28 protein-coding genes are annotated in these 25,500 nt (G+C 63.4%); 10 read left to right on the forward strand and 18 right to left on the reverse strand.

Annotated elements, in window-relative coordinates; all coding sequences use genetic code 11:
* Positions 1-18 precede the first annotated feature (18 nt).
* The 4 genes from AB6Q56_RS21150 to AB6Q56_RS21165 all read left to right on the forward strand — a co-directional run bounded on the left by AB6Q56_RS21150 (position 19) and on the right by AB6Q56_RS21165 (position 2,949).
* Positions 19-579, forward strand: a complete 561-nt coding sequence (locus AB6Q56_RS21150; RefSeq protein ID WP_434514982.1) for a DJ-1/PfpI family protein — start codon at positions 19-21, stop codon at positions 577-579.
* Positions 580-610: 31 nt separating this feature from the next.
* The gene (locus AB6Q56_RS21155) at positions 611-1,501 is read left to right on the forward strand and encodes a glycine betaine ABC transporter substrate-binding protein (protein WP_434514983.1); all 891 of its coding nucleotides are present in this window, start codon (positions 611-613) and stop codon (positions 1,499-1,501) included.
* 26 nt (positions 1,502-1,527) lie between these two features.
* On the forward strand, positions 1,528-2,004 hold the full coding sequence (locus tag AB6Q56_RS21160) for an Atu1372/SO_1960 family protein (RefSeq protein WP_434514984.1): 477 nt from the start codon (positions 1,528-1,530) through the stop codon (positions 2,002-2,004).
* A 123-nt stretch (positions 2,005-2,127) separates the two neighbouring features.
* Positions 2,128-2,949 carry an IclR family transcriptional regulator gene (locus tag AB6Q56_RS21165; protein WP_434514985.1) on the forward strand — a complete coding sequence of 274 codons (822 nt, stop codon included), beginning with the start codon at positions 2,128-2,130 and terminating at the stop codon, positions 2,947-2,949.
* Between the two features lie 20 nt (positions 2,950-2,969).
* Here AB6Q56_RS21165 and AB6Q56_RS21170 read toward each other — a convergent pair whose 3' ends face one another.
* The 3 genes from AB6Q56_RS21170 to AB6Q56_RS21180 are packed head-to-tail and all read right to left on the reverse strand — an operon-like array spanning position 2,970 to position 5,336.
* Entirely contained in the window at positions 2,970-3,788 is an 819-nt protein-coding gene (locus AB6Q56_RS21170; protein ID WP_434514986.1) for a 2OG-Fe(II) oxygenase, read from the reverse strand.
* Between the two features lie 14 nt (positions 3,789-3,802).
* Positions 3,803-4,222 (reverse strand): VOC family protein, encoded by a 420-nt coding sequence (locus AB6Q56_RS21175; protein ID WP_434514987.1) that lies wholly within the window; start codon positions 4,220-4,222, stop codon positions 3,803-3,805.
* Between the two features lie 16 nt (positions 4,223-4,238).
* The gene (locus tag AB6Q56_RS21180; protein ID WP_434514988.1) at positions 4,239-5,336 is read right to left on the reverse strand and encodes an L-dopachrome tautomerase-related protein; all 1,098 of its coding nucleotides are present in this window, start codon (positions 5,334-5,336) and stop codon (positions 4,239-4,241) included.
* A 91-nt stretch (positions 5,337-5,427) separates the two neighbouring features.
* Between AB6Q56_RS21180 and AB6Q56_RS21185 the strand changes: the two genes are divergently transcribed.
* The gene (locus AB6Q56_RS21185) at positions 5,428-6,351 is read left to right on the forward strand and encodes a LysR family transcriptional regulator (RefSeq protein ID WP_434514989.1); all 924 of its coding nucleotides are present in this window, start codon (positions 5,428-5,430) and stop codon (positions 6,349-6,351) included.
* Between the two features lie 161 nt (positions 6,352-6,512).
* Here the strand turns inward: AB6Q56_RS21185 and acuI are convergent, their stop codons facing one another.
* The 10 genes from acuI to AB6Q56_RS21235 form a co-directional block, all read right to left on the reverse strand.
* Entirely contained in the window at positions 6,513-7,496 is a 984-nt protein-coding gene (acuI, locus tag AB6Q56_RS21190; RefSeq protein ID WP_434514990.1) for an acrylyl-CoA reductase (NADPH), read from the reverse strand.
* A gap of 96 nt (positions 7,497-7,592) precedes the next feature.
* Positions 7,593-8,282, reverse strand: a complete 690-nt coding sequence (locus tag AB6Q56_RS21195) for a cytochrome b/b6 domain-containing protein (RefSeq protein ID WP_434514991.1) — start codon at positions 8,280-8,282, stop codon at positions 7,593-7,595.
* A 15-nt stretch (positions 8,283-8,297) separates the two neighbouring features.
* The gene (locus tag AB6Q56_RS21200; protein ID WP_434514992.1) at positions 8,298-8,777 is read right to left on the reverse strand and encodes a c-type cytochrome; all 480 of its coding nucleotides are present in this window, start codon (positions 8,775-8,777) and stop codon (positions 8,298-8,300) included.
* A gap of 18 nt (positions 8,778-8,795) precedes the next feature.
* Complete coding sequence (locus tag AB6Q56_RS21205; protein ID WP_434514993.1) at positions 8,796-9,353, reverse strand: YbhB/YbcL family Raf kinase inhibitor-like protein; 558 nt, start codon at positions 9,351-9,353, stop codon at positions 8,796-8,798.
* Positions 9,354-9,414: 61 nt separating this feature from the next.
* A complete protein-coding gene (nfsB, locus tag AB6Q56_RS21210) occupies positions 9,415-10,068 on the reverse strand; it encodes an oxygen-insensitive NAD(P)H nitroreductase (protein WP_434514994.1) in 654 nt (217 codons plus the stop codon).
* Positions 10,069-10,086: 18 nt separating this feature from the next.
* Positions 10,087-10,620: an ester cyclase gene (locus AB6Q56_RS21215; protein ID WP_434514995.1), complete on the reverse strand. Its 534-nt coding sequence runs from the start codon at positions 10,618-10,620 to the stop codon at positions 10,087-10,089.
* Positions 10,621-10,645: 25 nt separating this feature from the next.
* Complete coding sequence (locus AB6Q56_RS21220) at positions 10,646-11,662, reverse strand: zinc-binding alcohol dehydrogenase family protein (protein WP_434514996.1); 1,017 nt, start codon at positions 11,660-11,662, stop codon at positions 10,646-10,648.
* 24 nt (positions 11,663-11,686) lie between these two features.
* Positions 11,687-11,974, reverse strand: coding sequence for a putative quinol monooxygenase (locus AB6Q56_RS21225; protein ID WP_434514997.1), 288 nt, complete (start codon positions 11,972-11,974; stop codon positions 11,687-11,689).
* Between the two features lie 20 nt (positions 11,975-11,994).
* Positions 11,995-13,110 carry an alkene reductase gene (locus tag AB6Q56_RS21230; protein WP_434514998.1) on the reverse strand — a complete coding sequence of 372 codons (1,116 nt, stop codon included), beginning with the start codon at positions 13,108-13,110 and terminating at the stop codon, positions 11,995-11,997.
* Positions 13,100-13,561 carry a hypothetical protein gene (locus AB6Q56_RS21235; protein ID WP_434514999.1) on the reverse strand — a complete coding sequence of 154 codons (462 nt, stop codon included), beginning with the start codon at positions 13,559-13,561 and terminating at the stop codon, positions 13,100-13,102. The genes AB6Q56_RS21230 and AB6Q56_RS21235 overlap by 11 nt, the downstream gene beginning before the upstream one ends.
* A gap of 132 nt (positions 13,562-13,693) precedes the next feature.
* Between AB6Q56_RS21235 and AB6Q56_RS21240 the strand changes: the two genes are divergently transcribed.
* Genes AB6Q56_RS21240 through AB6Q56_RS21250 form a run of 3 tightly spaced genes read left to right on the forward strand, consistent with a single transcriptional unit; the run spans position 13,694 to position 15,427 of the window.
* Positions 13,694-14,611, forward strand: coding sequence for a LysR family transcriptional regulator (locus tag AB6Q56_RS21240; protein ID WP_434515000.1), 918 nt, complete (start codon positions 13,694-13,696; stop codon positions 14,609-14,611).
* A gap of 7 nt (positions 14,612-14,618) precedes the next feature.
* Positions 14,619-14,909, forward strand: coding sequence for a hypothetical protein (locus AB6Q56_RS21245; RefSeq protein ID WP_434515001.1), 291 nt, complete (start codon positions 14,619-14,621; stop codon positions 14,907-14,909).
* Positions 14,910-14,968: 59 nt separating this feature from the next.
* Positions 14,969-15,427: a hypothetical protein gene (locus tag AB6Q56_RS21250; protein ID WP_434515002.1), complete on the forward strand. Its 459-nt coding sequence runs from the start codon at positions 14,969-14,971 to the stop codon at positions 15,425-15,427.
* Positions 15,428-15,565: 138 nt separating this feature from the next.
* Here AB6Q56_RS21250 and lpdA read toward each other — a convergent pair whose 3' ends face one another.
* From lpdA to AB6Q56_RS21275, 5 genes are all read right to left on the reverse strand, one after another.
* On the reverse strand, positions 15,566-17,335 hold the full coding sequence (gene lpdA, locus AB6Q56_RS21255; RefSeq protein WP_434515003.1) for a dihydrolipoyl dehydrogenase: 1,770 nt from the start codon (positions 17,333-17,335) through the stop codon (positions 15,566-15,568).
* Between the two features lie 12 nt (positions 17,336-17,347).
* Positions 17,348-18,979 carry a dihydrolipoyllysine-residue acetyltransferase gene (aceF, locus tag AB6Q56_RS21260; protein ID WP_434515004.1) on the reverse strand — a complete coding sequence of 544 codons (1,632 nt, stop codon included), beginning with the start codon at positions 18,977-18,979 and terminating at the stop codon, positions 17,348-17,350.
* A 16-nt stretch (positions 18,980-18,995) separates the two neighbouring features.
* Positions 18,996-21,677 carry a pyruvate dehydrogenase (acetyl-transferring), homodimeric type gene (gene aceE, locus AB6Q56_RS21265; RefSeq protein WP_434515005.1) on the reverse strand — a complete coding sequence of 894 codons (2,682 nt, stop codon included), beginning with the start codon at positions 21,675-21,677 and terminating at the stop codon, positions 18,996-18,998.
* Positions 21,678-21,917: 240 nt separating this feature from the next.
* Positions 21,918-22,211: a hypothetical protein gene (locus tag AB6Q56_RS21270; RefSeq protein WP_434515006.1), complete on the reverse strand. Its 294-nt coding sequence runs from the start codon at positions 22,209-22,211 to the stop codon at positions 21,918-21,920.
* A gap of 2 nt (positions 22,212-22,213) precedes the next feature.
* A complete protein-coding gene (locus AB6Q56_RS21275) occupies positions 22,214-22,810 on the reverse strand; it encodes a cytochrome c oxidase subunit 3 family protein (protein ID WP_434515007.1) in 597 nt (198 codons plus the stop codon).
* A gap of 184 nt (positions 22,811-22,994) precedes the next feature.
* Here AB6Q56_RS21275 and AB6Q56_RS21280 point away from each other — a divergent pair, with 184 nt between their 5' ends.
* Together AB6Q56_RS21280 and AB6Q56_RS21285 are read left to right on the forward strand one after the other, a co-directional pair.
* On the forward strand, positions 22,995-24,872 hold the full coding sequence (locus AB6Q56_RS21280; protein ID WP_434515008.1) for a thiamine pyrophosphate-dependent enzyme: 1,878 nt from the start codon (positions 22,995-22,997) through the stop codon (positions 24,870-24,872).
* The gene (locus AB6Q56_RS21285) at positions 24,869-25,480 is read left to right on the forward strand and encodes an indolepyruvate oxidoreductase subunit beta (RefSeq protein ID WP_434515009.1); all 612 of its coding nucleotides are present in this window, start codon (positions 24,869-24,871) and stop codon (positions 25,478-25,480) included. The genes AB6Q56_RS21280 and AB6Q56_RS21285 overlap by 4 nt, the downstream gene beginning before the upstream one ends.
* Positions 25,481-25,500: the final 20 nt, after the last annotated feature.

Consider the following 25,500-nt stretch of genomic DNA (forward strand, 5'->3'; position numbering starts at 1 on the left):
GAAAGGATCACGAAGTCGATGAAACGCATCCTGCTGCTGGTCGGCGATTTTTCGGAAGACTACGAGGTCATGGTCCCCTTCCAGGCCCTGCTCGCCCAGGGGCACGCGGTTCATGCCGTGTGTCCGGGCAAGGCGGCGGGACAGAGCATCGCCACCGCCGTGCATGATTTCGGCGGCTACCAGACCTACACCGAAACCCAGGGCCACCGCTTCACGCTGACCCATGATTTTGCCGGCCTCGACCCGGCCGGCTACGACGCGCTGCTCATTCCCGGTGGCCGGGCTGCCGAGTACCAGCGGCTGGATCCGGCGGTACAGGCGCTGGTGGCGCATTTCGTCGCGGCCGACAAGATCATCGCGGCGATTTGCCACGGCGTGCAGTTGTTGACCGCGACCGGCGTCGTGCGCGGCCGGCGGGCCACGGCCTACCCGGCTTGCCGGCCCGAGGTCGAGCAGGCCGGCGGCACGTGGGTGGAAACCCCGCTCGACGGCGTCTGCGTCGACGGCAAGCTGATCACCATTCCCGCTTGGCCAGCGCACCCGGTCTTGCTGCGCGAACTTTACAAGGCACTGGCCTGAAGCCGGTCGCCATTTCCCCAAGGAGCACACCATGAATCCCAATCGTCGTCATTTTCTCGCCGCTTCCGCCGGCGTCATTGCCGCTACCGCCTCCGGCTGCGGCAGCATGGCCCGGTCCGCCCCGGCCAAACGCAAGCCGGTCGTCGGCCAGATCGCGCTCTCCTTCCATGCCGCCAGCGGCTCCATCGTCCGCCAGCTGCTGGCGGCGCAGGGCATCGAAACGGAGGTCAAGGAAGCGCCGCACGAAAAGATGTTCGAAATGCTCGGCAAGGGCGAGGTCGACCTGCTCGCCTCGGCTTGGCTGCCGGGCAGTCACGGCGGCTATCTGGCGCCGATGGCCTCGGAAGTCGAAAAGCTGACCGTGCTGTACGAGCCGTACACGCTGTGGGGCGTGCCGGATTACGTGCCGGCCGGCGAAGTGGCGGCCGTTGCCGATCTGAAGAAGCCGGAAGTCGCGGCGCGGATGACCAAGCTGATCCAGGGCATCGCGCCGGGGGCGGGGATCAGCCGCTTCTCCCGCGAGATCATCAAGGAATACGGCCTCGATGCCCTCGGCTACGAGTTCCGCAACGGCACCCAGGCCGATATGGAGCAGGCCTTCGAAAGCGCGGTTGCCGAAAAACGCTGGGTGGTCGTGCCGCTCTGGCAGCCGCAGCATTTGCACCACCGCTACAAGATCCGCGAACTGGCCGAGCCGAAAGGGCTGTTGCGTGGCAAGGATCAGGCGACGCTGCTCATTCGCAACGATGCCCGCCACCTGCTGCCCGCCAGCGCGCTGGCCAGCCTGCGCCGGGTGACGCTGGGCAATGCGGCGATGACCGAGCTCGACTACCTGATCAACGTCCGCAAGCTCAGCCCGATGGCGGCGGCGGCCGACTGGATGGAGCGCAATCCGGCCATCGTCGCCGGCTGGCGAGGCTGAAAACAACTCAAACAAGGAGACAATCGATGTACCCCGAAAATCACCCCGAAACCCGTCTGGCCGCGCTCGGCTACAGCTTGCTGCCAGCCCACCCCGGCGTCGGCATGTACGTGTCCTGGGCGCGCACCGGCAATCTGGTCACCACCTCGTTCCAGTTTCCCTGGCGCGACGGCAAGCTGGCCTACACCGGCCGCGTCGGCGCCGAAGTGAGTACCGAGCAGGCGGTCGATGCCGCGCGCCTGGCGGCGCTGGCCGGCCTGGCCCAGCTGAAGGAGGCGGCCGGCGGCGACCTTGCCAGGGTGCGGCTGGTCCGTCTCGACGGCCATGTCGGCTGCGCCATGGATTTCAAGGACATCCCGCACGTCCTCAACGGCGCCTCCGAACTGCTCACCAAGGTGCTCGGCGTGGCGCATTGCCGCACCGCGCTCGGCCACATGGTGATGCCGCTCGATTCGCCGGTGATGCTTGGCTTCCTGGCCGAAATCAACGATGCCCCGGCCTGATGCCGGCGTCCTGCCCGTCTGCTCCCGCGGGCGGGTTTTTGCCGCGGAGCGCCGCCGTTGTCGGTTAAAATGCCGGCCATCCGATAGCGATGGCGCCGTCGCAACCGACTCTTGAATCCGTTCATGCCTGCCCTTCCCAACCCAGCCCCGCCCAGCGCTGGCGAAGCGGCCCCGATCAAGTCGGGGGCCAACGCCATCATCGGCTCCTTCGACAAGGGGCTGAACATTTTCGAATTCCTGATCCATGCCGACGAGCCGATCCGCATCATCGACGTGGCGCGCGAATTCGCCATCGACAAAAGCTCGGCGCTGCGCTTTCTCAACACGCTGGAGCGGCACGGCCTGGCCCAGAAGAACCCGCTCGACAAAACCTACACCGTCGGCGCGCGCATCGAATACTGGGCCAAAAGCCTGCGCCAGCCCAGGGCGCTGGTCGACATCGCCCGGCCCTACCTGCGCCGGCTGTCCGAAATCACCGGTCAGACCTCGCACCTGGCGATTGTCGAGGACGACCGGGCAATTCTCATCGAAGTCATGCCCAGCGACAGCGTCGTTTCGGTGCGTCAGACCGCCGGCGACTGGGAGCCGCTCTATTGCACCGCAGTCGGCAAGGCCATCCTGGCCCACATGTCGCCCGTCGAACAGGACAAACTCATCGCCCAGATGCATTTTCGCCGCCTGACGGAGAAGACCATTACCTCGGCGAAGCAGTTGCGTCGCGAGCTCGACCGCGTTCTCGAGGAGCGGGTTGCTTTCGACGATGCGGAAAACAACCCGCAGGTTTCATGCATTGCGGCGCCCTTGCTCGACCGTCAAGGATTCCCGCTGGCCTCCGTCGGGATTTCCATGGTCACCTCGCTCTACGAGGGCGGGCCACGCCAGCAGGTGTCGATGATTGCCGCGGTAAGGCGCATCGCCGACGAGATTACCGGCTCCCTGTTGTAAGAGCCGGCGACAAGCGGCCATCAGTCGAAGCGGTGCATGATCCGGGCGCCAGTATCCGGCCCATCCTCGTACAGCACATTGATTCGCGCGACATACTTCGCCACCGTGCCGACGACCGGACGGCCTTCGTGGAGTACCGAGCCGGGGCCCATGCCGTGGCGAAAAAAGAGTGCCGAACCCTTCTTGGGTGAGACTTCCTCGAAACGCCTGTCGTGCCGGTAGAGGCGGGTATTGCCGCCAACAATGCCGTCCTCGGTGCCGTTCAAGTAAAGCAGCAGGCTTAGCCGGGAGCGAACGCCCGGCCACTCGACCATCTCCCGCCGATCCTCCGACAGGCCGTAGCCCGGCCAGTCGCCATCGACGTGCAGGTTGAACGTATCGCCCTGGCGATAACGATAGACGTTGAGCCGCCGGCTCAATTGCCGGTGGAGTTTCGCACCGTCGACCTGCTCCGGCAACAAGTGGGCGATGCGCCCGAACAGGGTCGTCAGCAGGACGTCGTCGGCCAGCCAGTGCACAGACATGTTCATGCGCATGCCGGGTGGCGTCGCGATGCCCGGCGCTTCGTCGCGGAAACCGAAATGCTCGCTGGCGGCAATCAGGCTGTCGGCTTCTTCCGCCGTGATCACATCGTCGATGACGAAGGCGGTCAGGCCGCCGAGGTCGATGTCATGGCGCCGCGGAATGCGTCCGTGGTCGCTTGGCCAGGCATGGGCTGCAGGCAGGGCGGCAAAGGCGTGTACCGGGGTGCCCTGCACGACCCCACCCATCGGCAGGGAGCCGGGCAGGCGGGCGACGACGCGGTTTTCCGGCCAGTCGCCGGGGGCGGGGTGGGGCATGTCGGTTCCTTTCCTTACCATTGGCCCTGATTGGGCATGTCGACCCAAGGCGTACGCGGTGGCAGCGCTGCACCGGCCTGCAGCAGTTCGATCGAGATACCGTCCGGCGAGCGCACGAAAGCCATGAAACCGTCGCGTGGCGGGCGGTTGATGGTCACGCCGTGGGCAACCAGGCGCTCGCAGGCGGCGTAGATGTCGGGCACCTGATAGGCGATGTGCCCGAAATTGCGCCCGCCGGTATAAGTCTCCGAGTCCCAGTTGTGGGTTAGCTCGATCTGCGCCTCCCGGTCGCCCGGCGCTGCCAGGAAGGCGAGCGTGAAGCGGCCGCCCGGGAAGTCGCGGACGCTGAGTACTTCCAGCCCGAGGGCATCGCGGTAGAAGGCCAGCGACGTTCCCAGGTCGGTGACGCGCACCATGGTGTGCAGGTATTTCATGGCCTTCTCCGGATGATTATTGACGCTGGTTGCCCACTGTGCCGGTCCACACGCGCATGACGCGATAAGGTGGCTTGCCGGTGTCTTCGCCGCCCGTGAAGGCGCTGGTGCGGTGCAACTGGTTGACCGACATGTACAGCCAGGAATCCGGGCCGAACTGGGCGTTGTCGGGCCACGACAGACGAGCATCGCGGACCAGCGGGCGCAACTTGCCCTTGCTGTCGAGCATATCGATACCGTTGTCGTTGAGGTTGGTGAAGAAGTGATTCCCCGCATCGTCGGTAGCAACGCCGTCGGAAACCGGCTTCTTGCCGACGACGCGGATGGCCGCGGCCGTCGCGCTGTCATTGCCATCGCGCAGATGGCGGGTTGGTACGGCGTACCACTTCAGGCCGTTCATGGCGCCGAAATACAGGGTTTGGCCGTCCTTGGACAGGGTGACCGGATTGACGCCGACGCTGGCTGGTTTGCCGCCGAAATGCGTCGGCGTGCCGTCCACCCGCATGATGGCCTTGGGGTCGGCCTGCAGCGCGGCGTGGCCGGAGAAGCGGTGCGCCTTGCCGGTGGCGATTTCAACGGCGATCAGAGCCGGTGGCGCGATGTCGGCGAGATAGACCCAGCCGCGTTCGGCGTCCACCGCGAGATCCTGGACGAAGGCGCCTTTCGGTGCGACATCGGCCGGTAACTCGATCTTGTGTACGCGTTGGCCACTGGCAATGTCGAAAGCCCACAGGCGGGTCTTGCCGAGATTGAGACCCATGTCGGTGATCCGCAGGCGGCCCTTGGTGTCCTGAGCGATGCCCAGCGGCGTGTCAATACGCTCATCGGAGCGGTTGCCGGCGTCGCTTTGGTAGCTGCCGTCGGGCCACGGACGATAGCGGTCGGGGGCGATCACTTCCATGAGCTGGATTCCGGATGGCTTGTCCAGCGGGTGTACCGTCGCAAAGACGCGACCATCGCGCGTGGCGGTTACGTTGCCGGGACGAATGGGCAGTTCGGCGACGACTTCCAGGGTGCCGACGGCGGGCGCTGCTGCGAAGGCAGGCACCGTAGCCATGGACACGACTATCGAAAGCAGGGCACCAGGGATGTGTTTGAGCAGAGGGCGGGACATGACGAATTCCTTGGTAATGGGAGAGGCAAATGTTGACTTAAATAAAATTGCAGATAAATATCTTCTTTTCTGAATTTATTTCATTGAATTTATGAAAATAAACCGCCTCGACGACCTGCAGGTATTTGTGTCTGCTGCCGAAGCCGGGAGTTTTTCGGTGGCCGCGCGTCGCTTGGGGATTTCTCCGGTGGTGGCGAGTGCCGTTATCAAGCGGTTGGAGGCGGGGGTAGGCCAGCGTCTGTTCGAGCGGTCGACCAGACGTGTGCGTCTTTCCGAGGCCGGCGAGCGCTTGTTGCCGCATGCTCGTGACGTCGTTCACGCGATTGCCGCTGGAGAGGCGGCAATCGGCGACGATGCGGCAAATGGATTGAGCGGCCCTATCCGCCTGAGCATGCCTAGCGATCTGGCGCGTAGCTGCCTGATTACCTGGGTCGAGGATTTTCTGGCGAGCTATCCTGCCCGAGAAGGAGATTTGCTGCTCGATTTACGTGTAACCGACCGTCCGGCGGACATGTTCGAGCAGCCGGTGGATTTCGCGTTGCGCTATGGCATGCCGGAGGATTCGGGCATGGTGGCCTTGCCGGTGGCACCGACAAACACACGGGTTCTTTGTGCCGCGCCGAGCTACCTGGCGCGGTGCGGTGTGCCGGAGAGCCTGAGCGATTTGCGCCGACACAACTGCTTGCGTTTCGTGCGCGGCGATTTGCCATACAACCGCTGGCGATTCGGGCGCAATGGCGAACAAGCGATTGAAGTGGGTGGTGACCGTATCGCCGACGACGGGGGCGTGGTGCGTCAATGGGCCTTGGCTGGGCTGGGCATTGCCTACAAGAGTCAGCTCGACATCGCCGACGACCTGATCAGCGGCCGGTTGCGACAACTGTTGCCTGAGTGGTCTGGCGAGGCGACCCCGTTGAACCTTCTGGCCGTGAGCCGGGGCCGGATCACGCCGCCGATTCGACGGCTGGCGGACTATCTCGCATCGTGCTGCAGCGCCCGGCTGGCTGGCGTTTGAACCAGGCCGGCCGGGCCGCCAAAGCGCGAATGCAGCCGCTGACCGGGTGCCGGCTGACGTGGGGGCGCTATTGCCACCCCTGCCACACCTTTCGAACTCGTCTTGGCATGCTTTGTTTTCACCCAATCCCGACAGGGCAATGAAGCCGAGATCGTTCTGGTTTAACGATTGACGTCCACGATAATGCGACCGCGAATCTCGCCGTTGATCAGTTTCGTGGCGGCTGGAATCGCCTCCGCCAGCGATATTTCCGAACTGATCATGTCCAGCTTGGTGATGTCGAGATCGGCGCCAAGGCGGCGCCAGGCTTCAAGGCGATCGGCGCGCGGACACATGACGCTGTCGATACCGGCCAAGGTGACGCCACGCAGAATGAACGGCGCGACGGTGGCGGGAAAATCCATGCCGCCGGCCAGGCCGCAGGCCGTCACCACGCCGCGATACTTCATGCTGGCGCAGATGTTGGCCAATGTGTGGCTGCCGACGACGTCGACTGCGCCCGCCCAGCGTTCCTTGGCCAGCGGTTTTCCCGGCGAGGCGAATTCCGAGCGCGGCCGCACCTCGCTGGCGCCCAGGCGCTTGATGTAATCGTGTTCCTCGCTGCGGCCGCTGATGGCGACCACGGCATAGCCCAGCTTGGCCAGAATCGCCGTCGCCACGCTGCCGACCCCGCCCGCTGCCCCGGAAACCAGAATTTCGCCGTGCGCCGGGGTGATGCCGTGCCGTTCGAGCGCGAGGATGCACAGCATGGCCGTATAGCCGGCGGTGCCGATCGCCATCGCCTGCTGTGGCGAAAACTGCCGGGGCAGCGGGACGAGCCAGTCGCCCTTGAGGCGAGCCTTCTGGGCCAGCCCGCCCCAATGGCCTTCGCCGACGCCCCAGCCATTCAGGAGAACCTGGTCGCCGGCGGCGAAATCCGGGTGTACGCTCGTTTCCACGGTGCCCACGAGATCGATGCCGGGCACCATCGGGAAACGCCTTACCACGGGGCCTTTGCCGGTGATTGCCAACCCGTCCTTGTAATTGAGCGTCGAATGGCTGACGCGGACGGTCACCTCGCCATCCGGCAGGTTTGCTTCATCGATTGTCTGGATGGCTGCTCGATAACCGGCATCGTCCTTCTCGATCAAAATACCTTTAAACATGCAAAATCCTTTTCAAAAGTGCTGTCCTGGCGAGGGCGGGGCAATGTCTCAGCGGTCGTTACGCGGACGATTTCCGTGTTCCCATGGTTTCCCGGCTTACCAGTCCATGGCCGGCGCGGGAGCCTGCGGAGCGGGCGAGGGTATCCATGCGCCGCTGGCTGCGCCGGTGACCCCGAGCGCGATGATCAGCGCACAAACGAAGGCAAGACGACCGCCGCCCCGGCTCTCGTGTTCGGCCGCGCCTTCGTGCCACCCGGTGATCATGGGCCGGACGAGGTTCTGACGCTTGATGCGGGCATAGAACGCAATGGCCGCGACATGCAGGGCGAGCACCAGGTAAAGGGCATTGACGGCCAGGCGATGCCAGCCGGTGGCGGCATCGCTCAGCGCCTTGTCGATCAGTGGATAAAGCGGGCCGTTGAAGGCAATGTCGTCGTTGGCGATCAAGCCGCTGGCGGCTTGAAAGGTCAGCAAGCCGAGCAAGGCGAAGACGGAAAGCGCGCCCAGCGGATTGTGGCCGACACCGTGCCATTGGCCGCGCAGGTAGGCCGCGATCTTGCCCGGGGTAGGCAAAAAGGCGGCGAAGCGCGAGTGGGTGGAGCCGATAAAGCCCCAAACCAGCCGGAAGGCAAGGAGCCCGACCACCGCCAGCCCCAGGCGCCCGTGCCAGACCATCCAGCCGCCGCCGATCAGCCCGGTGATCATGGCGCCCGGCACCGTAGCGACGAGGCTCCAGTGAAAGAGGCGAAGGGGAAGGTCCCACAGGCGGATGCGGATGGCGGTCATGGCGGGCCTCCTGGGTCAGTCCTTGCGGAACGCGTCGTGGCAGCCCTTGCAGGCCTTGCCCATGTCGTCGAAAGCCGGCTTGATCTGGGCGGGGTCGCCGGTGGCAGCGGTCGCAGCCAGTTTCATGCCGGCAGTCCGGTAGGCGCCGGCCACTTCCTTGACCTTGTCGGGTTGGGTAAAGAACTCCGGTTTCAGGCGCGTCTTTTCATTGCCGGCATCCTTGTCCGAACCCGGCGTGTAAAGCGCGCCCATGCCGGAATTCACGGTGCTGTTGATCGACGTGGCCGCAGCCAGCGCCTGGTCCTTGTTGAAGGGGACGCTGCCGTCGAGCATGGCCTTGAGCTTGGCCATGTTCCAGTTCATGAAGGCGTAGCCGGCCTTGCGGTAGCGAATCACCTCGTCGGGCTTGAGTTGCGGCAGTTGCTGGGCAAGAACGCTGCCGGAGAGCAGGAGCAATACGGCGGTGCTCAGGGCGCGGGTTGTTTTGCGGGACATGTTCATTTCCTTCCTGAATTATTTGCGCGGGCCGGCGGTGACGGTCACCGAAGCTTCGCCGAGACGGTTCTGCCAGAGGTAGAAGCCGACCAGGGCAGGGCTGGCGTTCTTGTCTACGGGCAGGGCATCGGTCTTCAAGGCATGCACGGTCCACACGTAGTTGTGCTTGCGGCCGACCGGCGGGCAGGGGCCGAAGAAGCCCGGCTTGCCGAGATCCGTATTGCCTTCGACGGCGCCGGCGGGCAGGCTGCCGCCGTTGGCGCCACCGGCCAGACCCTGCGTGTCGGCCGGGATGTTGTAGGCAACCCAGTGCCAGAAACCGCTACCGGTCGGGGCATCCTTGTCGTAGAAAGTCACGGCAAAGCTCTTGGTGCCCGCCGGGGCGTTCTTCCACTCCAGCTTGGGCATGACGTTGCCGCCGGTGCAGCCGAAGTTGTTCCAGTAATTCTCGGCGGCGATGGACTGGCCGTTCTTGATGCCGGAGACCGTCAGCGAGAAGTCTGCGGCGAAGGTCGGCATCGTGGCGAGGGCAAAAAGCAGGGCGACCGGGGTCGCCCGCGCGGCGAAAGATTTCATGGCGGTTCCTTGATAAGGTTGCGAATACGAGGGAGGAGCGGCGTTCAGGCCCCCCCCGAGGTTAGATGTCGGTGAAGACGGTGCTCTCCGGCAGGCGAGACTTGGGCAGCTTGGCGTTGAAGTCTTCCGGGCTGCGGTAGCCAAGCGACAGGATGACGATGCCGGTGTAGCCCTTGGCGCGCAGGCCCAGTTCCTCGTCGAGGATGCGGGCGTCGAAGCCTTCCATCGGGCAGGCATCCAGTCCCAGCGTCGAGGCGCCGAGCAGGGCGGTGCCGAGGGCAAGGTAGACCTGCTTCTCCATCCAGTGCTGGGCATCCTTGGCGTCGAAGCGATGGAGGTTCACATAAAAGCTGCGCCCGTTATGTTGCCCGGTCTTGGCTTCCGGCGTGGCGAAGCGGCCGTCCTTGTCTTCCTGTTCGAGCAGACTGGCCAAGTGGGCGTCGTCGAAAGCAGCGCGGGCACAGAAGACGATGACGTGCGAGGCATTTTTGATTTTTGCTTCGTTGTAGGCGTAGCCGGGCTGGGTGGCCTTGGCGATGCGCGCCTTGGCTTCGTCGCTGCTGGCAACGACGAAGTGCCAGGGTTGCGAGTTCACCGATGACGGCGCAAAGCGCAGCAGCTTGCGGATTTCCTCGAAAGTCTCGGCCGGAATCTTGCGGCTGGCGTCGAAAGCCTTGGTGGTGTAGCGGGTTTGGGCGTGGTGGACGATGTTCATGCGTATTGATCTCCGGATTTAGTTGTTGAACGAGATTGCTTCAAGCTGTAATAGCAAGCTGAGGTTGTCTTCGAGATGCCAATTGGTTTTGATTTTTCCATTCACCACTTGGTAGATGTCGACTGCCTGAAAATCAACTTTTTGGCCTTTGCCTTGCTTGCCTTTGAAAATGCCTGAGTAGGTGCCCGTAAAGCGCAGGTGGACGACGACCTGGTCGTCGGTGGCAATTAGCCGTTCAATCTTCGCCTTCAGATCAGGCACAGCCTGCCGGAATGCCTGCGATGCGGCCAGCGGACCTTTGGGGCCCTGAATCCGGCCGGGCGGCAGGTTCAGATCGGTAAAGTCATCGGCCAGCGCTTGCTCGGCAAAGCGAGCTTCACCGGTATTCCAGAAAGCGGCATAGCGCTGAGCAGCCAGCACCACACCCGCCTCGACTTTCCCAATCACCGTTTGGGAGGGTACGGGCAGAGAGCGATCGATTTCCGGCGATCGTTCAGCGGCTTGAGCAGTCAGTAAAAAGCTTAAGCTCAGGGCGAGAAGCGTTTTTTTCATAGGGTATCCAGTGGGGGGAGGAGGCTTAGAAACCTTCGAGAACGACCTTGCCGCGGGCCTTGCCACTTTCGATATGGGCATGGGCGCGTTTCAGGTTGGCTGCGTTGATGCTGCCGAAATGCTCGCCGAGGGTGGTCCGGATGACACCTTCGTCAACCAGGGCGGCGACTTCGTTGAGCAGGCGGTGCTGGGCGATCATGTCGTCGGTCTGGAACAGCGAGCGGGTGAACATCAACTCCCAGTGCAGCGAAATGCTCTTGCCCTTCAGCTTCATGATGTTGAGCGGTGCAGCAGGATCGTCGATCAGGGCAAAGCGGCCTTGCGGCGCAATGATGTCGGCGATCTGTGCGAAGTGGCCTTCGGTATTGTTGAGGCTGGCGACCATGGTGACGTGCTTCAGGCCGATGCGTTCTAGTTCCTCGGCGAAAGGCTTGCTGTGGTCGATGACGTGGTGCGCGCCAAGCTCCCGTACCCAGGCCTGGGTCTCGGGGCGGGAAGCCGTCCCGATGATCGTCAGCGAAGTCAGGCGGCTGGCCAGTTGGGTCAGGATGGAACCGACGCCGCCGGCTGCGCCGACGATGAGCAGCGAATCCTTGCTCGGGCGCTTGCCGGGGGCGACGCCGAGGCGGTCGAAGAGCAATTCCCAGGCGGTGATGGCGGTCAGCGGCAGGGCTGCGGCTTCGGCAAAACCCAGGCGGGCCGGCATGCGGCCGACGATGCGTTCGTCGACCAGTTGCAGCTCCGCATTGCTGCCCGGGCGGGTGATGTCGCCGGCGTACCAGACGCGGTCGCCCGGCTTGAACAGCGTGACATCAGGGCCGACGGCGCGGACGATGCCCGCGGCATCCCAGCCCAGCACGCCCCACTGGCCCGCGGCGGGCTGGCGTCCGGCGCGAATCTTGGTGTCGACCGGATTAACGGAAATCCCTTTGACTTCAACCAGCAGGTCACGCCCGGTTGCGATGGGATCGGGCAATTCGATGTCCTGCAGGGCGGCAGGATTGTCGATGGGCAGGGTGTTTTGGTAGGCAACGGCTTTCATGGAAATTCCTTGCTTGGGGCGTCGTCAGGCTAGGTAGGTGAGGCGCTGGATGTCGATGCCGGATGTCTTGTCGGCGATGACCGCCTTGAGCTGCGCCATATGCGGTGTGGCGATGTGGGCGTCGAGTGCGGCATCGTCGGTCCAGCGTTCGATCATCACCAGGCGGTTCGGATCGCTTTGGTCGACGTGCAGGTCGTATTGCTGGCACCCGGCTTCGGCACGGGTGGGCGCCAGCATGGCGGTCAATGCCTGGGTGACCGTTTCGCGGTGTTCCGGGTGGGCGACGATGGTGGCGATATTGCTTAAGGGCATGTCGATTTTCCTTTGGATTCTTACTGGTTCACGGCATGGGCCGGGTAGTCGACATAGCCGCGTGCGTCTCCGCCAAACAGCGTGCTGGCATCGAAATCGGCGAGCGGCCAGCTGTTTGCCATGCGGGCGGGCAGATCGGGGTTGGCGATGAAGGGGCGACCGAAAGCGACGACGTCGGCGAGGCCGGCACCGATGATTTCTTCGGCGCGGGGCTGGTCGTAGCGTCCGGCAACGATGATCGCCCCGCCGAATTGGCGGCGCAGATCATGGCGGAAGTGGAGCGGTATCTGCGGCGCGTCGTCCCAGTCGGCTTCCGAGAGGTGGATATAGGCGATGTGCTTGGCTTCGGCCAGGCGCGCGACCTCGAGGATGCTTGGAATGATCTCCGGGCAGGCCATGCCGCGGGCGGTGATGTAGGGCGACAGGCGAATGCCGACGCGCTGCGGGCCGACTTCGTCGGCAACGGCGGCGATAACTTCTTCGGCGAAGCGGACGCGGTTGGCGATGCTGCCGCCGTAGCCATCGGTACGGTGGTTGGAGGTGCTGCGCAGGAACTGGTCGATCAGGTAGCCGTTGGCGCCGTGGATTTCGACGCCGTCGAAACCGGCGGCCATGGCATTGGCGGCGGCACGGCGGAAGTCGCCGACGACGGCGGCGATTTCCTCAATGCCAAGGGCGCGCGGCAATGGGCAGTCGACCATGCGACCGATTCCGTCTTCCCCCACAACCCAGACCTGGGCGTCGGGTGCCAGGGCGGAGGGCGCGACGGGCGGCTGGCCACCGTGGAAACTGGCGTGCGACATGCGGCCGACATGCCAGAGCTGGAGGAAGATACGCCCTCCTGCCGCATGCACGGCATCGGTAACCAGGCGCCATCCTGCGACCTGTTCGGCCGAATAAATGCCGGGCGTGAAACTGTAGCCCTGTCCCTGGGGCGAGATCTGCGTGGCCTCGCTGATCATCAGGCCGGCGCTGGCACGCTGGGCGTAGTACTCGGCCATCAAGGCGTTGGGTATGTCGCCTGGCTGGGTGGTCCGGCAGCGGGTCATCGGTGCCAGGGCGATGCGGTTGGGCAGTATCAAACCACCCAACTGCTCGGCGGAAAAAAGAGGGGAGGCAATCTGCTTATCGTTCATGATCGTGGGCATCCTGAGGTGATCTGTAGTCGGTGGGGGAGGGATCATCGGCACGTGCCGGGACATCCAGTTCGATGAGTAAGGCCGTGTTCATCTGCACGAAAATCTGGATGGTCTGCTCTTCCGGCACGCGCATGACGCGATAGGGCAGCCCGCTGGCGTTGAGGCGAGGCAGCAGCGATTTGAGCGAGGCGTTGCTGCGGAAAGCGATATGGCTGATGACGGTACTCGGCGCGTGTCGAGAGTGCCCTGCCGGTGCGTCGATGACATGCAGGCTCGCCTGATCGCCGTTGTAGAACCAGCGCCCGGGGAAGGGAAACGGCGGGCGATAGCCCGAACTCAGGCCCAGAAGATCAGCCAACGTCTCAACGGTACGGTCGGCGGGCGATGAGGTCACCAGGCTGAGGTGATCGAATTGCCAAGGGTCGGTGGTAGTCGGGGCGGCGTCCATGGCGTTGCGCGTGAGGGGCGAATGACGATGGATGCATGATGCAATCGATCAATCTATTGAAAAAGTGGGTAATTCTGAATTTACTTTCAACAATAAATTGAAAATTGGATTCCGGCGGATTAGCATGGCGCCATGCGAATGTTGCGTGACATGGAGGTTTTCATTCTGGCGGCCGATACCGGCAGCCTGTCGGCGGCTGCACGGCGCCTGGACATGAGTCCGGCGGCGGCCAGCCTGGCGGTGAAGCGGCTGGAGGCCGAGATCGACGCCCCGCTTTTTCTGCGTACGACCCGCAGCCTGCGCCTGACGCACGAAGGGCTGGCCTTTCTGGAGCCTTGCCGGCAGGCGCTGCAGTTGCTGGCTGACGGGCGGGATGCGACGCTGATGGGGAGCGCGGCCCTGCGCGGCGTTTTACAGTTGTCGCTCCCATCCGATCTCGGGCGCAATGCCGTGCTGAATTGGCTGGACGACTTTCAAGCGCTTTATCCGCGCATCCAACTGCGCCTGCTGCTCTCCGACCGCTTGGCCGACATCTATCGCCAGCCCGTGGACCTCGCCCTGCGTTACGGAAGCCTGCCCGATTCCAATCTGGTGGCCCTGCCGGTTGCACCGCAAAACCGCCGTATTCTGTGCGCAGCTCCGGCTTATCTGATGCGGGCAGGGGTGCCGACTTCTCCGGAAGCGCTGATCGAGCACAATTGCCTGTGCTTTACGCTAGGCGATACCGTCCATGATCGCTGGCGGTTTTTTCGTGAAGGACGGGAAATTCCCGTTCAGGTACGTGGCAACCGTGTTTCCGACGATGGCGATGTCGTGCGTCGCTGGGCCCTGGCCGGTCATGGCGTCGCTTACAAATCGGCGCTCGATGTTGCCGATGATTTGCGTTCTGGCCGACTGGTGCGCCTGTGTGCGGAATGGTTTGGCGAGTCGGTACCGCTCAACCTGATCTGTGCCGACCGGCGTCAGATCAGCCCGGTGGTGCAGGAGTTACGGGGATTCTTGGCAGAGTGTTGCGCTAAATTGCTGTTGGCGATCGATATCAAGGAGTGAGTCGAGCATGGAGAAAGCCGTCGTGCGCGGTGGCCGGTTTTTCGCGATAGATGCGGATGGTCTGCGCACGCCACTCGCCGCGGACAGCCTCTTGGTGGTGTTGGCGGATGGTCGGGAACTGGAAATTTTTCTCGATGAGGTGCCGGGGCAGTCTCCGGGTATTGCTGTCAGTGCCCCAAATCGTGAAGAGACCAGGCCAGCCAAGGGTTATGCGCTGTTGTTGCGGCCCGCTGCCAGTAATGCGCTGCGGATTGCTGTCGAGGAGTATGCTGTACCACCTGACGGCGACGGACTTTGAGAGCGTAGTTATCCGACCTCCGGCGACGATTTTTCCGACAAACGCGAATTGGTGATTCCATGACTCGGTACGATGAGGCATTTATCGATGGGCTGCTTGCCTTGGGGCGCTTGGCTGTCGGTCGGTATTTTTGGCTCTCTGCGCTTCTGACGGTGATTCCAACTGCGGTGATTTTCAAGATCGATAGCGCTGCGTTGTTTGTTCTCTATTTTGTCGCCGCATGCACCTTTACGCGCAACGTCAAAATGGGGGGGCTGATCGGTTGGTTCATCGCCGCCCAGACAATTTTCATGTATTACAACGACCCGCTGGCTGAACATTTCATCGAGATACTGCTGCGTGCGCCGGCTCGTTCCGGTGGCACCATTCCGTCCTCGGAGCAGGTTCTGGCAAATATCCCCGAGACTTTTTCCGGGCAACTGTTTCTCAGTTTGGGTCTTGGAATCCGGGCGGGCATTGTCGGTCTCGGCCTCGGTTTTCTAGGGCGAAAATTCTGGCCTGCCCGTTCGACGGAGTAATCCGGTAGCGAAACCGATTCGCGTGTGTTGCAGCCGATCAAGCAAAAATGCAATAGCCTGCGCGTGGCGAAAAAAAGGGCGACGGGGTTAACCGTCGCCCAAACCGAACGCTAATTACTTAGCGTAACGCAGAGGACTTTACTTCTTGCGCGGCGGCGGCACGTCCGTGCAAGTGCCGTGGGCGACCTCGGCGGCCATGCCGACGGTTTCGCCCAAGGTCGGGTGCGGGTGGATGGTCTTGCCGATATCGACGGCATCGCAGCCCATCTCGATAGCCAGGCAGACCTCGCCGATCATGTCGCCGGCCGACGGGCCGACGATGGCGCCGCCGATGACGCGATGCGTCTCGGCATCGAAGATCAGCTTGGTGAAACCGTAGTCGGCGCCGTTGGCGATGGCACGGCCGGAAGCTGCCCACGGGAACTTGGACGTCTCGACCTTGCGGCCTTCCTTCTTCGCCTGCTCCTCGGTATAGCCGACCCACGCCACTTCCGGATGGGTATAGGCGACGCCGGGGATGACCTGCGCATCGAAGGCCGCCTTGTGGCCAGCCGCGACTTCGGCCGCGACGTGGGCTTCATGCACCGCCTTGTGGGCGAGCATGGGCTGACCGACCAGGTCGCCGATGGCGAAGATATGCGGCACGTTGGTGCGCATCTGGGCATCGACATTGATGAAGCCACGGTCGGTGACGATCACGCCCGCCTTCTCGGCGCCGATCTTCTTGCCGTTCGGCGCACGGCCGGCGGCCTGCAGGATCATGTCGTACTTGACCGGTTCCGGTGAGACGCCTTCGCCTTCGAAGGTGACATAGAGGCCATCTTCCTTGGCATCGACGGCAACCGTCTTGGTCTTCAGCATGATCTTGTCGAAACGGCTGGCGTTCTGCTTTTCCCAGACCTTGACCGCATCGCGGTCGGGGCCTTGCATCAGGCCGTCCATCATTTCCACGACATCGACGCGGGCGCCTAGGGTGGAATAGACGGTGGCCATCTCCAGGCCGATGATGCCGCCGCCGATGACCAGCATCTTCTGCGGCACGAAGCGCAGTTCAAGGGCGCCGGTCGAATCGACGATGCGCGGGTCGCGCGGGATGAAGGGCAGATGCACGGCCGCCGAACCGGCGGCGATGATGCACTTCTGGAACTTGATGACCTTCTTGGCACCCGTCTTGTCTTGGCCCGAGCCATCGGTGACTTCGACCTCGATGTGGTTCGGATCGAGGAAGGAACCATAGCCGCGCACGATGTCGACCTTGCGGCCCTTGGCCATGCCGGCCAGACCGCCGGTTAGCTTGCCGACGACCTTGTCCTTGTGGGCGCGCAGCTTGTCGATATCGACTTGCGGCGCGGCGAAGGTGACGCCGAGGTCGCTGGCGTGTTGCGCTTCCTCAATGACCTCGGCGACGTGCAGCAGTGCCTTGGACGGAATGCAACCGACGTTGAGGCAGACGCCGCCCAGGGTGGCGTAGCGCTCGACGATGATGGTCTTCATGCCGAGGTCGGCCGAGCGGAAGGCAGCGGAGTAGCCGCCGGGACCGGCACCGAGGACGAGCATGTCGCACTCGAGATCGGCCGTACCGCTGTGGCTGGCTGCAGCCGGGGCAGCGACCGGGGCCGCCGCCGGAGCGGGGGTACCCGCCTGCGGCGAAGGAGCAGCCGCAGCGGCACCCGCTTCAACCTTGATCAGCACGGCGCCTTCGCTGACGCGGGAGCCGAGCTGGATCAGCACTTCCTTGACGGTGCCTTCAACTGGCGAAGGTACATCCATCGTGGCCTTGTCGGATTCGAGGGTGGCGATGGCATCGTCGATCTTGATGCTGTCGCCGACCTTGACGAACAGGTCGATGACCGGAACGTCCGAGAAGTCGCCGATGTCCGGGACTTTGACTTCAACCAGATTGCTCATGGTCATTCTCCCTTAGACGATCATGCGACGCATGTCGGCCAGCAGTTCGGCGACATAGACGTTGAAGCGGGTGGCCAGCGCACCGTCGATGACGCGGTGGTCGGCGGTCAGCGACAGCGGCAGGGTCAGGCGCGGCACGAACTGCTTGCCGTCCCACACCGGCTTCATGGCCGACTTGTTGACACCGAGGATGGCAACTTCCGGCGCATTGACGATCGGCGCGAAGTAGGTGCCGCCGATGCCGCCCAGGCTGGAAATGGTGAAGCAGGCGCCGGACATGTCGGCCGGCTTGAGCTTGCCGTCACGGGCCAGCTTGGCCAGTTCGCCGGTTTCCTTGGCGATCTCGAAGACGCCCTTCTTGTCGGCGTTCTTGACCACCGGAACGACCAGGCCGTTCGGGGTGTCGGCCGCGAAGCCGATGTTGAAGTACTTCTTCAGCACCAGGTTGTCGCCGTCGAGCGAGGAATTGAATTCCGGGAAGCGCTGCATGGCCTTGACGCAAGCCTTGATCAGGAAGGCGAGCATGGTCAGCTTGTTGCCGGACTTCTCGTTTTCCTTGTTCAACTGAACGCGGAAGGCTTCGAGGTCGGTGATGTCGGCATCCTCGTGATAGGTCACGGCCGGGATCATCACCCAGTTGCGGGAGAGATTCTGGCCGGAAATCTTCTTGATGCGCGACAGCGGCTTGACCTCGATCTCGCCGAACTTGCTGAAATCGACCTTCGGCCACGGCAGCAGATCGAGCGTGCCACCACCGCTGATACCACCGCCGGCGGCAGCAACCGGGCCGGAGATGGCGCCGGAGAGCACACCCTTGACGTACTTGGTCAGGTCTTCCTTGACGATGCGACCCTTGGGGCCGGTGGCGGTGACCTTGCTCAGGTCGATGCCCAGTTCGCGGGCATAGGCACGAACGGACGGCGAGGCGTGAACCTTGGAGCCGATCGGCAGGGCCGGGGCCAGTGCGGCGGCAGCGGCAGGCGCGGCAGCCGGAGCGGCAGCAACCGGAGCCGGTGCAGCAGCGGCCGGGGCGGCGGCTTGCGGGGCCGGGGCGGCTGCCGGAGCAGCGGCGCCAGCGCCGGTTTCCACCTTGATCAGCAGTGCGCCTTCGCTGACCTTGGAGCCGAGCTGGACGAGGACTTCCTTGACGGTGCCGGCAACGGTGCTCGGCACATCCATGGTGGCCTTGTCGGATTCGAGCGTGGCGATGGCGTCGTCGACCTTGATGCTGTCGCCGACCTTGACGAACAGGTCGATGACCGGCACGTCGGAGAAATCGCCGATGTCCGGCACCTTGACTTCGACCACGCCGCCACCGGCGGCGGGGGCGGCAGCCGGAGCAGCAGCGGCCGGGGCCGGTGCGGCAGCGGGGGCTGCTACCGGGGCAGCTTCAGCGGCGGCGCCACCGGTTTCGACCTTGATCAGCAGTGCGCCTTCGCTGACCTTGGAGCCGAGCTGGACGAGGACTTCCTTGACGGTGCCGGCAACGGTGCTCGGTACGTCCATGGTCGCCTTGTCGGATTCGAGGGTGGCGATGGCGTCGTCGACCTTGATGCTGTCGCCGACCTTGACGAACAGGTCGATGACCGGCACGTCGGAAAAATCGCCGATATCCGGGACTTTGACTTCGATGATTTGGCTCATTGTCGTCTCCTCCCGATTAAACCGACATCGGATTCGGCTTGGCCGGATCCAGGTTGTACTTGACCAGGGCGGCGGCAACCTTCTCGCGCTCGATCTTGCCTTCGTCGGCCAGCGCCTTCAGGGCAGCCAGGGTGACCCAGTGGCGATCGACCTCGAAGTGGTGACGCAGCTTCTCGCGGGTGTCGGAGCGACCGAAACCGTCGGTGCCGAGCGTGATGTAGGTGTTCTTGACGAACGGACGAATCTGCTCGGAGAACAGCTTGATGTAGTCGGTCGCGGCAACCACCGGGCCTTCGGCGCCGGCCAGCTTCTGCTCGACGTGCGACAGCTTCGGCGCTTCGAGCGGGTGCAGCAGGTTCCAGCGGGCGGCGTCCTGGCCGTCGCGGGCCAGTTCGTTGAAGGACGGGCAGCCCCAGATGTCGGCTTCGACGCCCCAGTCGGCCTTGAGCAGGTCGGCGGCGGCGATGACTTCGCGGAAGATGGTGCCGGAACCCAGCAGCTGGACGCGCAGCTTGCCTTCGCCGCCCTTCTTGAAGGCGTACATGCCCTTGATGATGTCAGCCTCGGCACCTGCCGGCATTTCCGGGTGCTCGTAGTTCTCGTTCATCACGGTCAGGTAGTAGAAGACGTCTTCCTGCTCCTGGAACATGCGGCGCATGCCGTCCTGGGTGACGACGGCGACTTCGTACTGGAATGTCGGGTCGTAGGAAACGCAGTTCGGAACCAGTTGCGACAGGATCAGGCTGTGGCCGTCTTCGTGCTGGAGGCCTTCGCCATTCAGCGTGGTGCGGCCGGCGGTGCCGCCGATCAGGAAGCCACGGGCGCGCTGGTCACCCGCTGCCCAGACGAGGTCGAGGGTGCGTTGCAGGCCGAACATCGAGTAGCAGATGTAGAACGGAATGGTCTGCACGCCATGCACCGAGTATGAGGTGGCGGCGGCGATCCAGTCGCTCATGGCGCCGGCTTCGTTGATGCCTTCCTGGAGTACCTGACCGGTCTTCGATTCCTTGTAGAACATCAGCTGGTCATGGTCTTCCGGCACGTAGTTCTGGCCTTCCTGGTTCCAGATGCCGACCGAGCGGAACATGCCTTCCATGCCGAAGGTGCGGGACTCGTCCGGCACGATGGGCACGACGTTCTTGCCGACCTGCTTGTCCTTGAGCAGCATGTTCATGATGCGGACGATGGCCATGGTGGTCGACAGTTCGCGGCCTTCGCCGGAAGCCTTCAACAGCGCGGCGTAGGTGTCGAGGGCCGGCACGGCCAGCGAGGCGGCCTTGCGGCGGCGCGACGGCAGGAAGCCGCCGAGGTCCATGCGGCGTTGGCGCATGTACTGGTATTCCGGCGAATCTTCGGCGAACTTCAGGTAGGGCAGTTCCTCCAGCTTGTCGTCCGGAATCGGCAGGCTGAAACGGTCGCGGAAGCGGGCGATCTGCTCCTTGTCCATCTTCTTCTGCTGGTGGGAAATGTTCATGGCCTCGCCGGCTTGGCCCATGCCGAAGCCCTTGATGGTCTTGGCCAGGATCAGGGTCGGGGCGCCCTTGTGGGTGACGGCGGCGTTGTAGGCGGCGAAGATCTTGAAGATGTCGTGGCCGCCACGGTTCAGGTTCCAGACGTCATCGTCGGTCCAGTCGGCGACCAGTGCCTTCAGTTCCGGCGTATTGAAGAAATGCTCGCGGACGTAGGCGCCATTCTTGGCCTTGAAGGTCTGGTACTCGCCGTCGCACAGTTCCATCATGCGCTTCTTCAGGATGCCGGTCTTGTCGCGGGCAAACAGGGCATCCCAGTGGGTGCCCCAGATCAGCTTGATGACGTTCCAGCCGGCACCGCGGAATTCGGATTCGAGTTCCTGGATGATCTTGCCGTTGCCGCGCACCGGGCCGTCCAGACGCTGCAGGTTGCAGTTGATGACGAAAATCAGGTTGTCCAGCTTTTCGCGACCGGCCATGCCGATGGCGCCGAGCGATTCGACCTCGTCGGTCTCGCCGTCGCCGAGGAAGGCCCAGACCTTGCGCTTTTCCGCCTTGGCGGCATCGATCAGGCCGCGCGAGGCCAGGTACTTCATGAAGCGGGCCTGGTAGATCGCCTGGATCGGGCCGAGGCCCATGGAAACAGTCGGGAACTGCCAGAAATCCGGCATCAGCCACGGGTGCGGGTAGGACGAAATGCCGGTACCGCCGGTTTCCTGGCGGAAGCTGTCCATCTGCTCCTCGGTGAAACGGCCGAGCATGAAGGCGCGCGAATAGACGCCCGGGACCGAGTGGCCCTGGAAGAAGATCAGGTCGCCGTCATGGTCGGCGGACGGGGCGTGCCAGAAATGCGAGAAGCCGACGTCGTAGAGGGCGGCGGCGGATGCGAAGGAGGCGATGTGGCCGCCGACGTTGGTGTCCTTGTTGGCGCGGACGACCATGGCCATCGCGTTCCAGCGGATGTACGAGTGAATCTTGATTTCCATGTCGGCATTGCCCGGGTACTTGGGCTGCTGCTCGGCAGGGATGGTGTTGATGTATTCGGTATTGGCCGAGTAGGGAATATCGACGCCGTTCAGGCGGGCCTGGCCGATGACTTTCTCGATCAGGTAATGCGCGCGGGTCGGACCTTCGACGTTGATGACGCCTTCGAGGGCATCAATCCATTCTTTTGTTTCCTGCGGATCGAGGTCGGCAGGATCAGGCAGTGCATTCGGCTGGTTGGCCATGTTTGTCTCCACGGTTGGTGTTCATTCTGTTTTGCCTGTGTCTAGCAAAACAACTTTACTCCTTGCGGACCGGTTCGCGAGTCCGTACTTTCCCTAATGCGTGTTTCGTATTGTAAAAACAAAATTCGCATCGTGCAATAAAGGCGGGCGCGTTTTTTAGCCGTTTTGGGTTAGGGAAAATACGTAGGACGGAAGGCTCGCGAGGAGCTTTCCGCGTATTTCAGTTGCGACCGAGCGGGGTTAGAGGGTGGCCCAGCGGGCCACGGTGTTGCCGAAGAAGGCGGTGATGACCAGGGCGATCGGCGCGAGGGCGATGAAGACCTGCAGCACGCGGGCAATGAAGGGGTGGGCGACGTGCGATTCGATGAAATAACGGGCGACGACGGCCCCCTTGATCCACATGATGGCGGCAACGACCAGCGGCAGCCAGGACAGCTCGCGGAACCATTCGCCGAGACCGAGACTGGCCAGGGTCAGGGCGATCAGCGCCAGCCAGGCGCCGGTGAGCAGGGCGAAGTGGTCTTTGGCGGGCATGTTCAGGCGAGAACGTAGAAGAAGGGAAAGATGACCAGCCAGATGATGTCGGTGGCGTGCCAATAGCTGGCCAGGGCCTCCAGCCCGACGTAGTCGTCGGCCGTGTAGCCGTGGAAGAGCAGGCGGGCCAGCACCCACAGGATGCCGAGGATGCCCCAGGTGGCATGGACCAGGTGGTTGAAGGTCAGGTAGTAATAGACGGTGAAGAAGATGCCCGATTCGCCGTTGATGCCATGGGCCAGGTTCCAGCTGATTTCCAGGATTTTCACGACGGGGTAGCCGAGGGCGATCACCAGCCCGGCGATCAGCCAGATCACGGCGCTGCGGTGCTTGTTTTGGCGTATGGCGTTGACCGAGCAGGCGATGCAATAGCTGCTGGTGATCATCAGCAGGGTGATACCGGTGCCGGCCAGGATGTTCAGGCGCTGGGCGCCCTCGTGGAAGGCTTCGGGAAAATGGGCGCGGGCGATGAAATACACCGCGAACAGCACGGCGAACTCGACGAATTCGCAGGTGATGCCGACCCAGATGCCCTTGTTGCCGGGGATGCGCCGGCCGGCGGTTTCTGACGGGGTGAGTTCGAGCGTGGCGGTGTTCATGGCGGTGCGGTTGAGGTGATGTCGCCATTGTTCCGCTCATGCCGGTGCCGGGCATTGATGTCCATCAATGGTGTTCTTGTCATGACACCGAATGAAAAGGTTGTTTGCCTTGCGTTGTATCAAATCGGTGTGGATAGGCCTTCCTATAATCATGGGTTTTCGAATTGATTTCCGAGGAGTCGATATGGCGGCAGTCATGCCCGCGCCGGCAGCCAGCCGGATTCTGATGTCCGGCAACGAAGCGGTCGCCCGCGCCGTGTGGGAGGCCGGCGTCAAGGTCGCCGCCGCCTATCCCGGCACGCCGTCGACCGAAATGCTCGAGGTCATCTCGACCTATCCGGATATCTACGCCGAATGGTCGGTCAATGAAAAGGTGTCGCTGGAGGTCGCCATTGGTGCCGCCTATGCCGGGTCGCGGGCCTTCTGCTGCATGAAGCATGTGGGCATGAACGTCGCCTCCGATGCGTTGATGACGCTGACCCTGACCGGCGTGGATGGCGGCCTGGTCATCGCCATCGCCGATGACGTCGGCCTGTCGTCGTCGCAGAACGAACAGGATTCCCGCTACTGGGGCCGCTTCGCGCATGTGCCGGTGTTCGAGCCGGCCGATTCGCAGGAGGCCTACGACATGACGCTGGCTGCCTACGCATTGTCCGAGAAATACCAGGTACCGGTCATCCTGCGCATGACGACCCGCATCAACCACGTCAAGGCGCTGGTCACCGTGGGCGAGCGCCAGGCGCATGTCGGTGCCGGCTTCAAGAAGGATCCCTCGCGTTACGTCATGGTGCCGGGCAATGCCGGCAAGCGCATTCCGCTGATGTTCAAGCGCGATGGTGCCTTGCGCGCCGAGGCCGAGCAGTCGCCGCTCAATTTCATCGAAGCCGGAAGCGACCGCCGCGTCGGGTTCATCGCCTCGGGGCCGGCCTACATGCATGTTCGCGAGTCCTTCCCGAATGCGCCGGTCCTCAAGCTCGGCTTCTCCTGTCCGCTGCCGCTTGAAAAATGCCGCGAACTGGCGGCGATGGTCGATCAGGTCGTCGTTGTCGAGGAAGTCGAACCGCTGGTCGAAACCGAACTGAAGGCACAGGGCATCCCGGTTGTCGGCAAGGACATCCTGCCGCTGCAGGGCGAATTGGCGCCGCCGGTGCTCAAGCCGGCCATTGCCCGCCTGCTCGGCGAGCCGGTCGACGCGTCGGCCATCACCATTCGTCCCGCCCAGATCTTCCCGAGGCCGCCGACGATGTGCGTGGCCTGTCCGCACCTTGGTGTCTATTACACGCTGTCCCAGGTACGCAACCTCAATATTTCCGGCGACATCGGCTGCTATACGCTGGGCGCCGGCCACCCGTGGCAGGCGATGGATACCTGCGTGTCGATGGGGGCCTCGATGGGCATCGCCCTCGGCATGGACAAGGGGCGTGGCGAAGCCGACAAGGACAAGCGCATCGTTGCCGTCATCGGTGACTCGACCTTCCTGCACATGGGCATGCAAGGCCTGCTCGACATGGTTTACAACAAGGCCAACGTCACGGTCATGCTGCTCGACAATCGCGCCGTCGGCATGACCGGCGGGCAGGACAATCCGGGCAATGGCCGCGACATCTACGGTGAGGATGCGCCGCGCATCGACTTCGCCAAGTTGTGCGAAGCGCTGGGCGTCAAGAAGGAGCGCATCCACGTCGTCAATCCCTACGAGTTGCCGACCCTGTTCAAGACGGTGCGCGACGAGGTCAAGATTCCCGAAGTATCGGTCATCATCACCGACCAGCCGTGCGTGCTGATCAAGGACTACCACAAGCTCAAGCCCTACGAAGTGCATGAGGACAAGTGCACGGGTTGCGGCAACTGTCTCGACGTCGGCTGTCCGGCCATCCATGTCACCCGGCGCGGCAAGGAAGTGAAGGCTTCCGGACGCGAGGTCGATCTGGCCTTCGTGCGTATCGAGTCGTCGGTGTGCACCGGTTGCGGCCTGTGCCTGCAGCCCTGTGCGCCCAAGGCAATCCAGCATTACGCGCCGGTATCGCCCATTACCCTGGTCAAGAAAGGATGTTCGGCATGAGCGGCACGACCAATATTCTCGTCGTTGGCATTGGTGGTCAGGGCGTCATGACGGCGACCGAAATTCTCGCCGAGGCGGCCATTGCGCTCGGTCACGATGCGAAGAAGACCGAAGTCGCCGGCATGGCGCAGCGCGGCGGCGTGGTTTCGTCGCACCTGCGTTTCGGCCCGCGTGTCCTGTCGCCGCAGATCGCCCCGGGGGAGGCCGATGTGCTGCTCGCCTTCGAGGCGGCCGAAGGTTTGCGCTGGATGCACATGCTGCGCCCGGGAGCGGCGGCGTTGGTCAACGACTCGCGTTTCGTGCCGCCGGTGGTCGAGCTGGGCCTGTATGACTACCCGGCCGACCCGGTCGGCCAGATGAAGGCGGCTGGCACCAAGGTCGTCGCCTTCGATGCGACGACCATCGCCCAGGAGCTGGGCGATATTCGCCTCGGCAATACCGTCATGCTGGGGGCGATTGCCGACCAGTTGCCGTTCTCGGCCGACATTCTGCTCGAATGCGTACTCAAGCGTTTCCAGCGCAAGGGCGAGAAGGTGGTGGCGTTGAACCGGCAGGCGTTCGCGGCCGGCCGCGCGGCAGTTGGCACTGCCGAAGCAGCCGCCGCCTGATTCTGGTAAAATTCGCGCCA

Origin of the sequence: Dechloromonas sp. ARDL1, assembly GCF_051122455.1 — a bacterium.
In the GTDB taxonomy this organism is placed as follows: domain Bacteria; phylum Pseudomonadota; class Gammaproteobacteria; order Burkholderiales; family Rhodocyclaceae; genus Azonexus.

What these genes read in the sequence shown, in the direction of transcription:
- AB6Q56_RS21280 (WP_434515008.1), top strand. Translation starts at nt 22,995, where the DNA reads ATGGCGGCAGTCATGCCCGCGCCGGCAGCCAGCCGGATTCTGATGTCC.
- aceF (WP_434515004.1), bottom strand. Translation starts at nt 18,979, where the DNA reads ATGAGCCAAATCATCGAAGTCAAAGTCCCGGATATCGGCGATTTTTCC.
- AB6Q56_RS21165 (WP_434514985.1), top strand. Translation starts at nt 2,128, where the DNA reads ATGCCTGCCCTTCCCAACCCAGCCCCGCCCAGCGCTGGCGAAGCGGCC.
- AB6Q56_RS21285 (WP_434515009.1), top strand. Translation starts at nt 24,869, where the DNA reads ATGAGCGGCACGACCAATATTCTCGTCGTTGGCATTGGTGGTCAGGGC.
- AB6Q56_RS21155 (WP_434514983.1), top strand. Translation starts at nt 611, where the DNA reads ATGAATCCCAATCGTCGTCATTTTCTCGCCGCTTCCGCCGGCGTCATT.
- AB6Q56_RS21185 (WP_434514989.1), top strand. Translation starts at nt 5,428, where the DNA reads ATGAAAATAAACCGCCTCGACGACCTGCAGGTATTTGTGTCTGCTGCC.
- AB6Q56_RS21235 (WP_434514999.1), bottom strand. Translation starts at nt 13,561, where the DNA reads ATGGACGCCGCCCCGACTACCACCGACCCTTGGCAATTCGATCACCTC.
- AB6Q56_RS21230 (WP_434514998.1), bottom strand. Translation starts at nt 13,110, where the DNA reads ATGAACGATAAGCAGATTGCCTCCCCTCTTTTTTCCGCCGAGCAGTTG.
- AB6Q56_RS21215 (WP_434514995.1), bottom strand. Translation starts at nt 10,620, where the DNA reads ATGAAAAAAACGCTTCTCGCCCTGAGCTTAAGCTTTTTACTGACTGCT.
- lpdA (WP_434515003.1), bottom strand. Translation starts at nt 17,335, where the DNA reads ATGAGCAATCTGGTTGAAGTCAAAGTCCCGGACATCGGCGACTTCTCG.
- AB6Q56_RS21220 (WP_434514996.1), bottom strand. Translation starts at nt 11,662, where the DNA reads ATGAAAGCCGTTGCCTACCAAAACACCCTGCCCATCGACAATCCTGCC.
- AB6Q56_RS21200 (WP_434514992.1), bottom strand. Translation starts at nt 8,777, where the DNA reads ATGTCCCGCAAAACAACCCGCGCCCTGAGCACCGCCGTATTGCTCCTG.
- AB6Q56_RS21180 (WP_434514988.1), bottom strand. Translation starts at nt 5,336, where the DNA reads ATGTCCCGCCCTCTGCTCAAACACATCCCTGGTGCCCTGCTTTCGATA.
- AB6Q56_RS21195 (WP_434514991.1), bottom strand. Translation starts at nt 8,282, where the DNA reads ATGACCGCCATCCGCATCCGCCTGTGGGACCTTCCCCTTCGCCTCTTT.
- AB6Q56_RS21150 (WP_434514982.1), top strand. Translation starts at nt 19, where the DNA reads ATGAAACGCATCCTGCTGCTGGTCGGCGATTTTTCGGAAGACTACGAG.
- acuI (WP_434514990.1), bottom strand. Translation starts at nt 7,496, where the DNA reads ATGTTTAAAGGTATTTTGATCGAGAAGGACGATGCCGGTTATCGAGCA.
- aceE (WP_434515005.1), bottom strand. Translation starts at nt 21,677, where the DNA reads ATGGCCAACCAGCCGAATGCACTGCCTGATCCTGCCGACCTCGATCCG.
- AB6Q56_RS21240 (WP_434515000.1), top strand. Translation starts at nt 13,694, where the DNA reads ATGCGAATGTTGCGTGACATGGAGGTTTTCATTCTGGCGGCCGATACC.
- AB6Q56_RS21205 (WP_434514993.1), bottom strand. Translation starts at nt 9,353, where the DNA reads ATGAAATCTTTCGCCGCGCGGGCGACCCCGGTCGCCCTGCTTTTTGCC.
- AB6Q56_RS21250 (WP_434515002.1), top strand. Translation starts at nt 14,969, where the DNA reads ATGACTCGGTACGATGAGGCATTTATCGATGGGCTGCTTGCCTTGGGG.
- AB6Q56_RS21245 (WP_434515001.1), top strand. Translation starts at nt 14,619, where the DNA reads ATGGAGAAAGCCGTCGTGCGCGGTGGCCGGTTTTTCGCGATAGATGCG.
- AB6Q56_RS21170 (WP_434514986.1), bottom strand. Translation starts at nt 3,788, where the DNA reads ATGCCCCACCCCGCCCCCGGCGACTGGCCGGAAAACCGCGTCGTCGCC.
- nfsB (WP_434514994.1), bottom strand. Translation starts at nt 10,068, where the DNA reads ATGAACATCGTCCACCACGCCCAAACCCGCTACACCACCAAGGCTTTC.
- AB6Q56_RS21275 (WP_434515007.1), bottom strand. Translation starts at nt 22,810, where the DNA reads ATGAACACCGCCACGCTCGAACTCACCCCGTCAGAAACCGCCGGCCGG.
- AB6Q56_RS21270 (WP_434515006.1), bottom strand. Translation starts at nt 22,211, where the DNA reads ATGCCCGCCAAAGACCACTTCGCCCTGCTCACCGGCGCCTGGCTGGCG.
- AB6Q56_RS21160 (WP_434514984.1), top strand. Translation starts at nt 1,528, where the DNA reads ATGTACCCCGAAAATCACCCCGAAACCCGTCTGGCCGCGCTCGGCTAC.
- AB6Q56_RS21175 (WP_434514987.1), bottom strand. Translation starts at nt 4,222, where the DNA reads ATGAAATACCTGCACACCATGGTGCGCGTCACCGACCTGGGAACGTCG.
- AB6Q56_RS21225 (WP_434514997.1), bottom strand. Translation starts at nt 11,974, where the DNA reads ATGCCCTTAAGCAATATCGCCACCATCGTCGCCCACCCGGAACACCGC.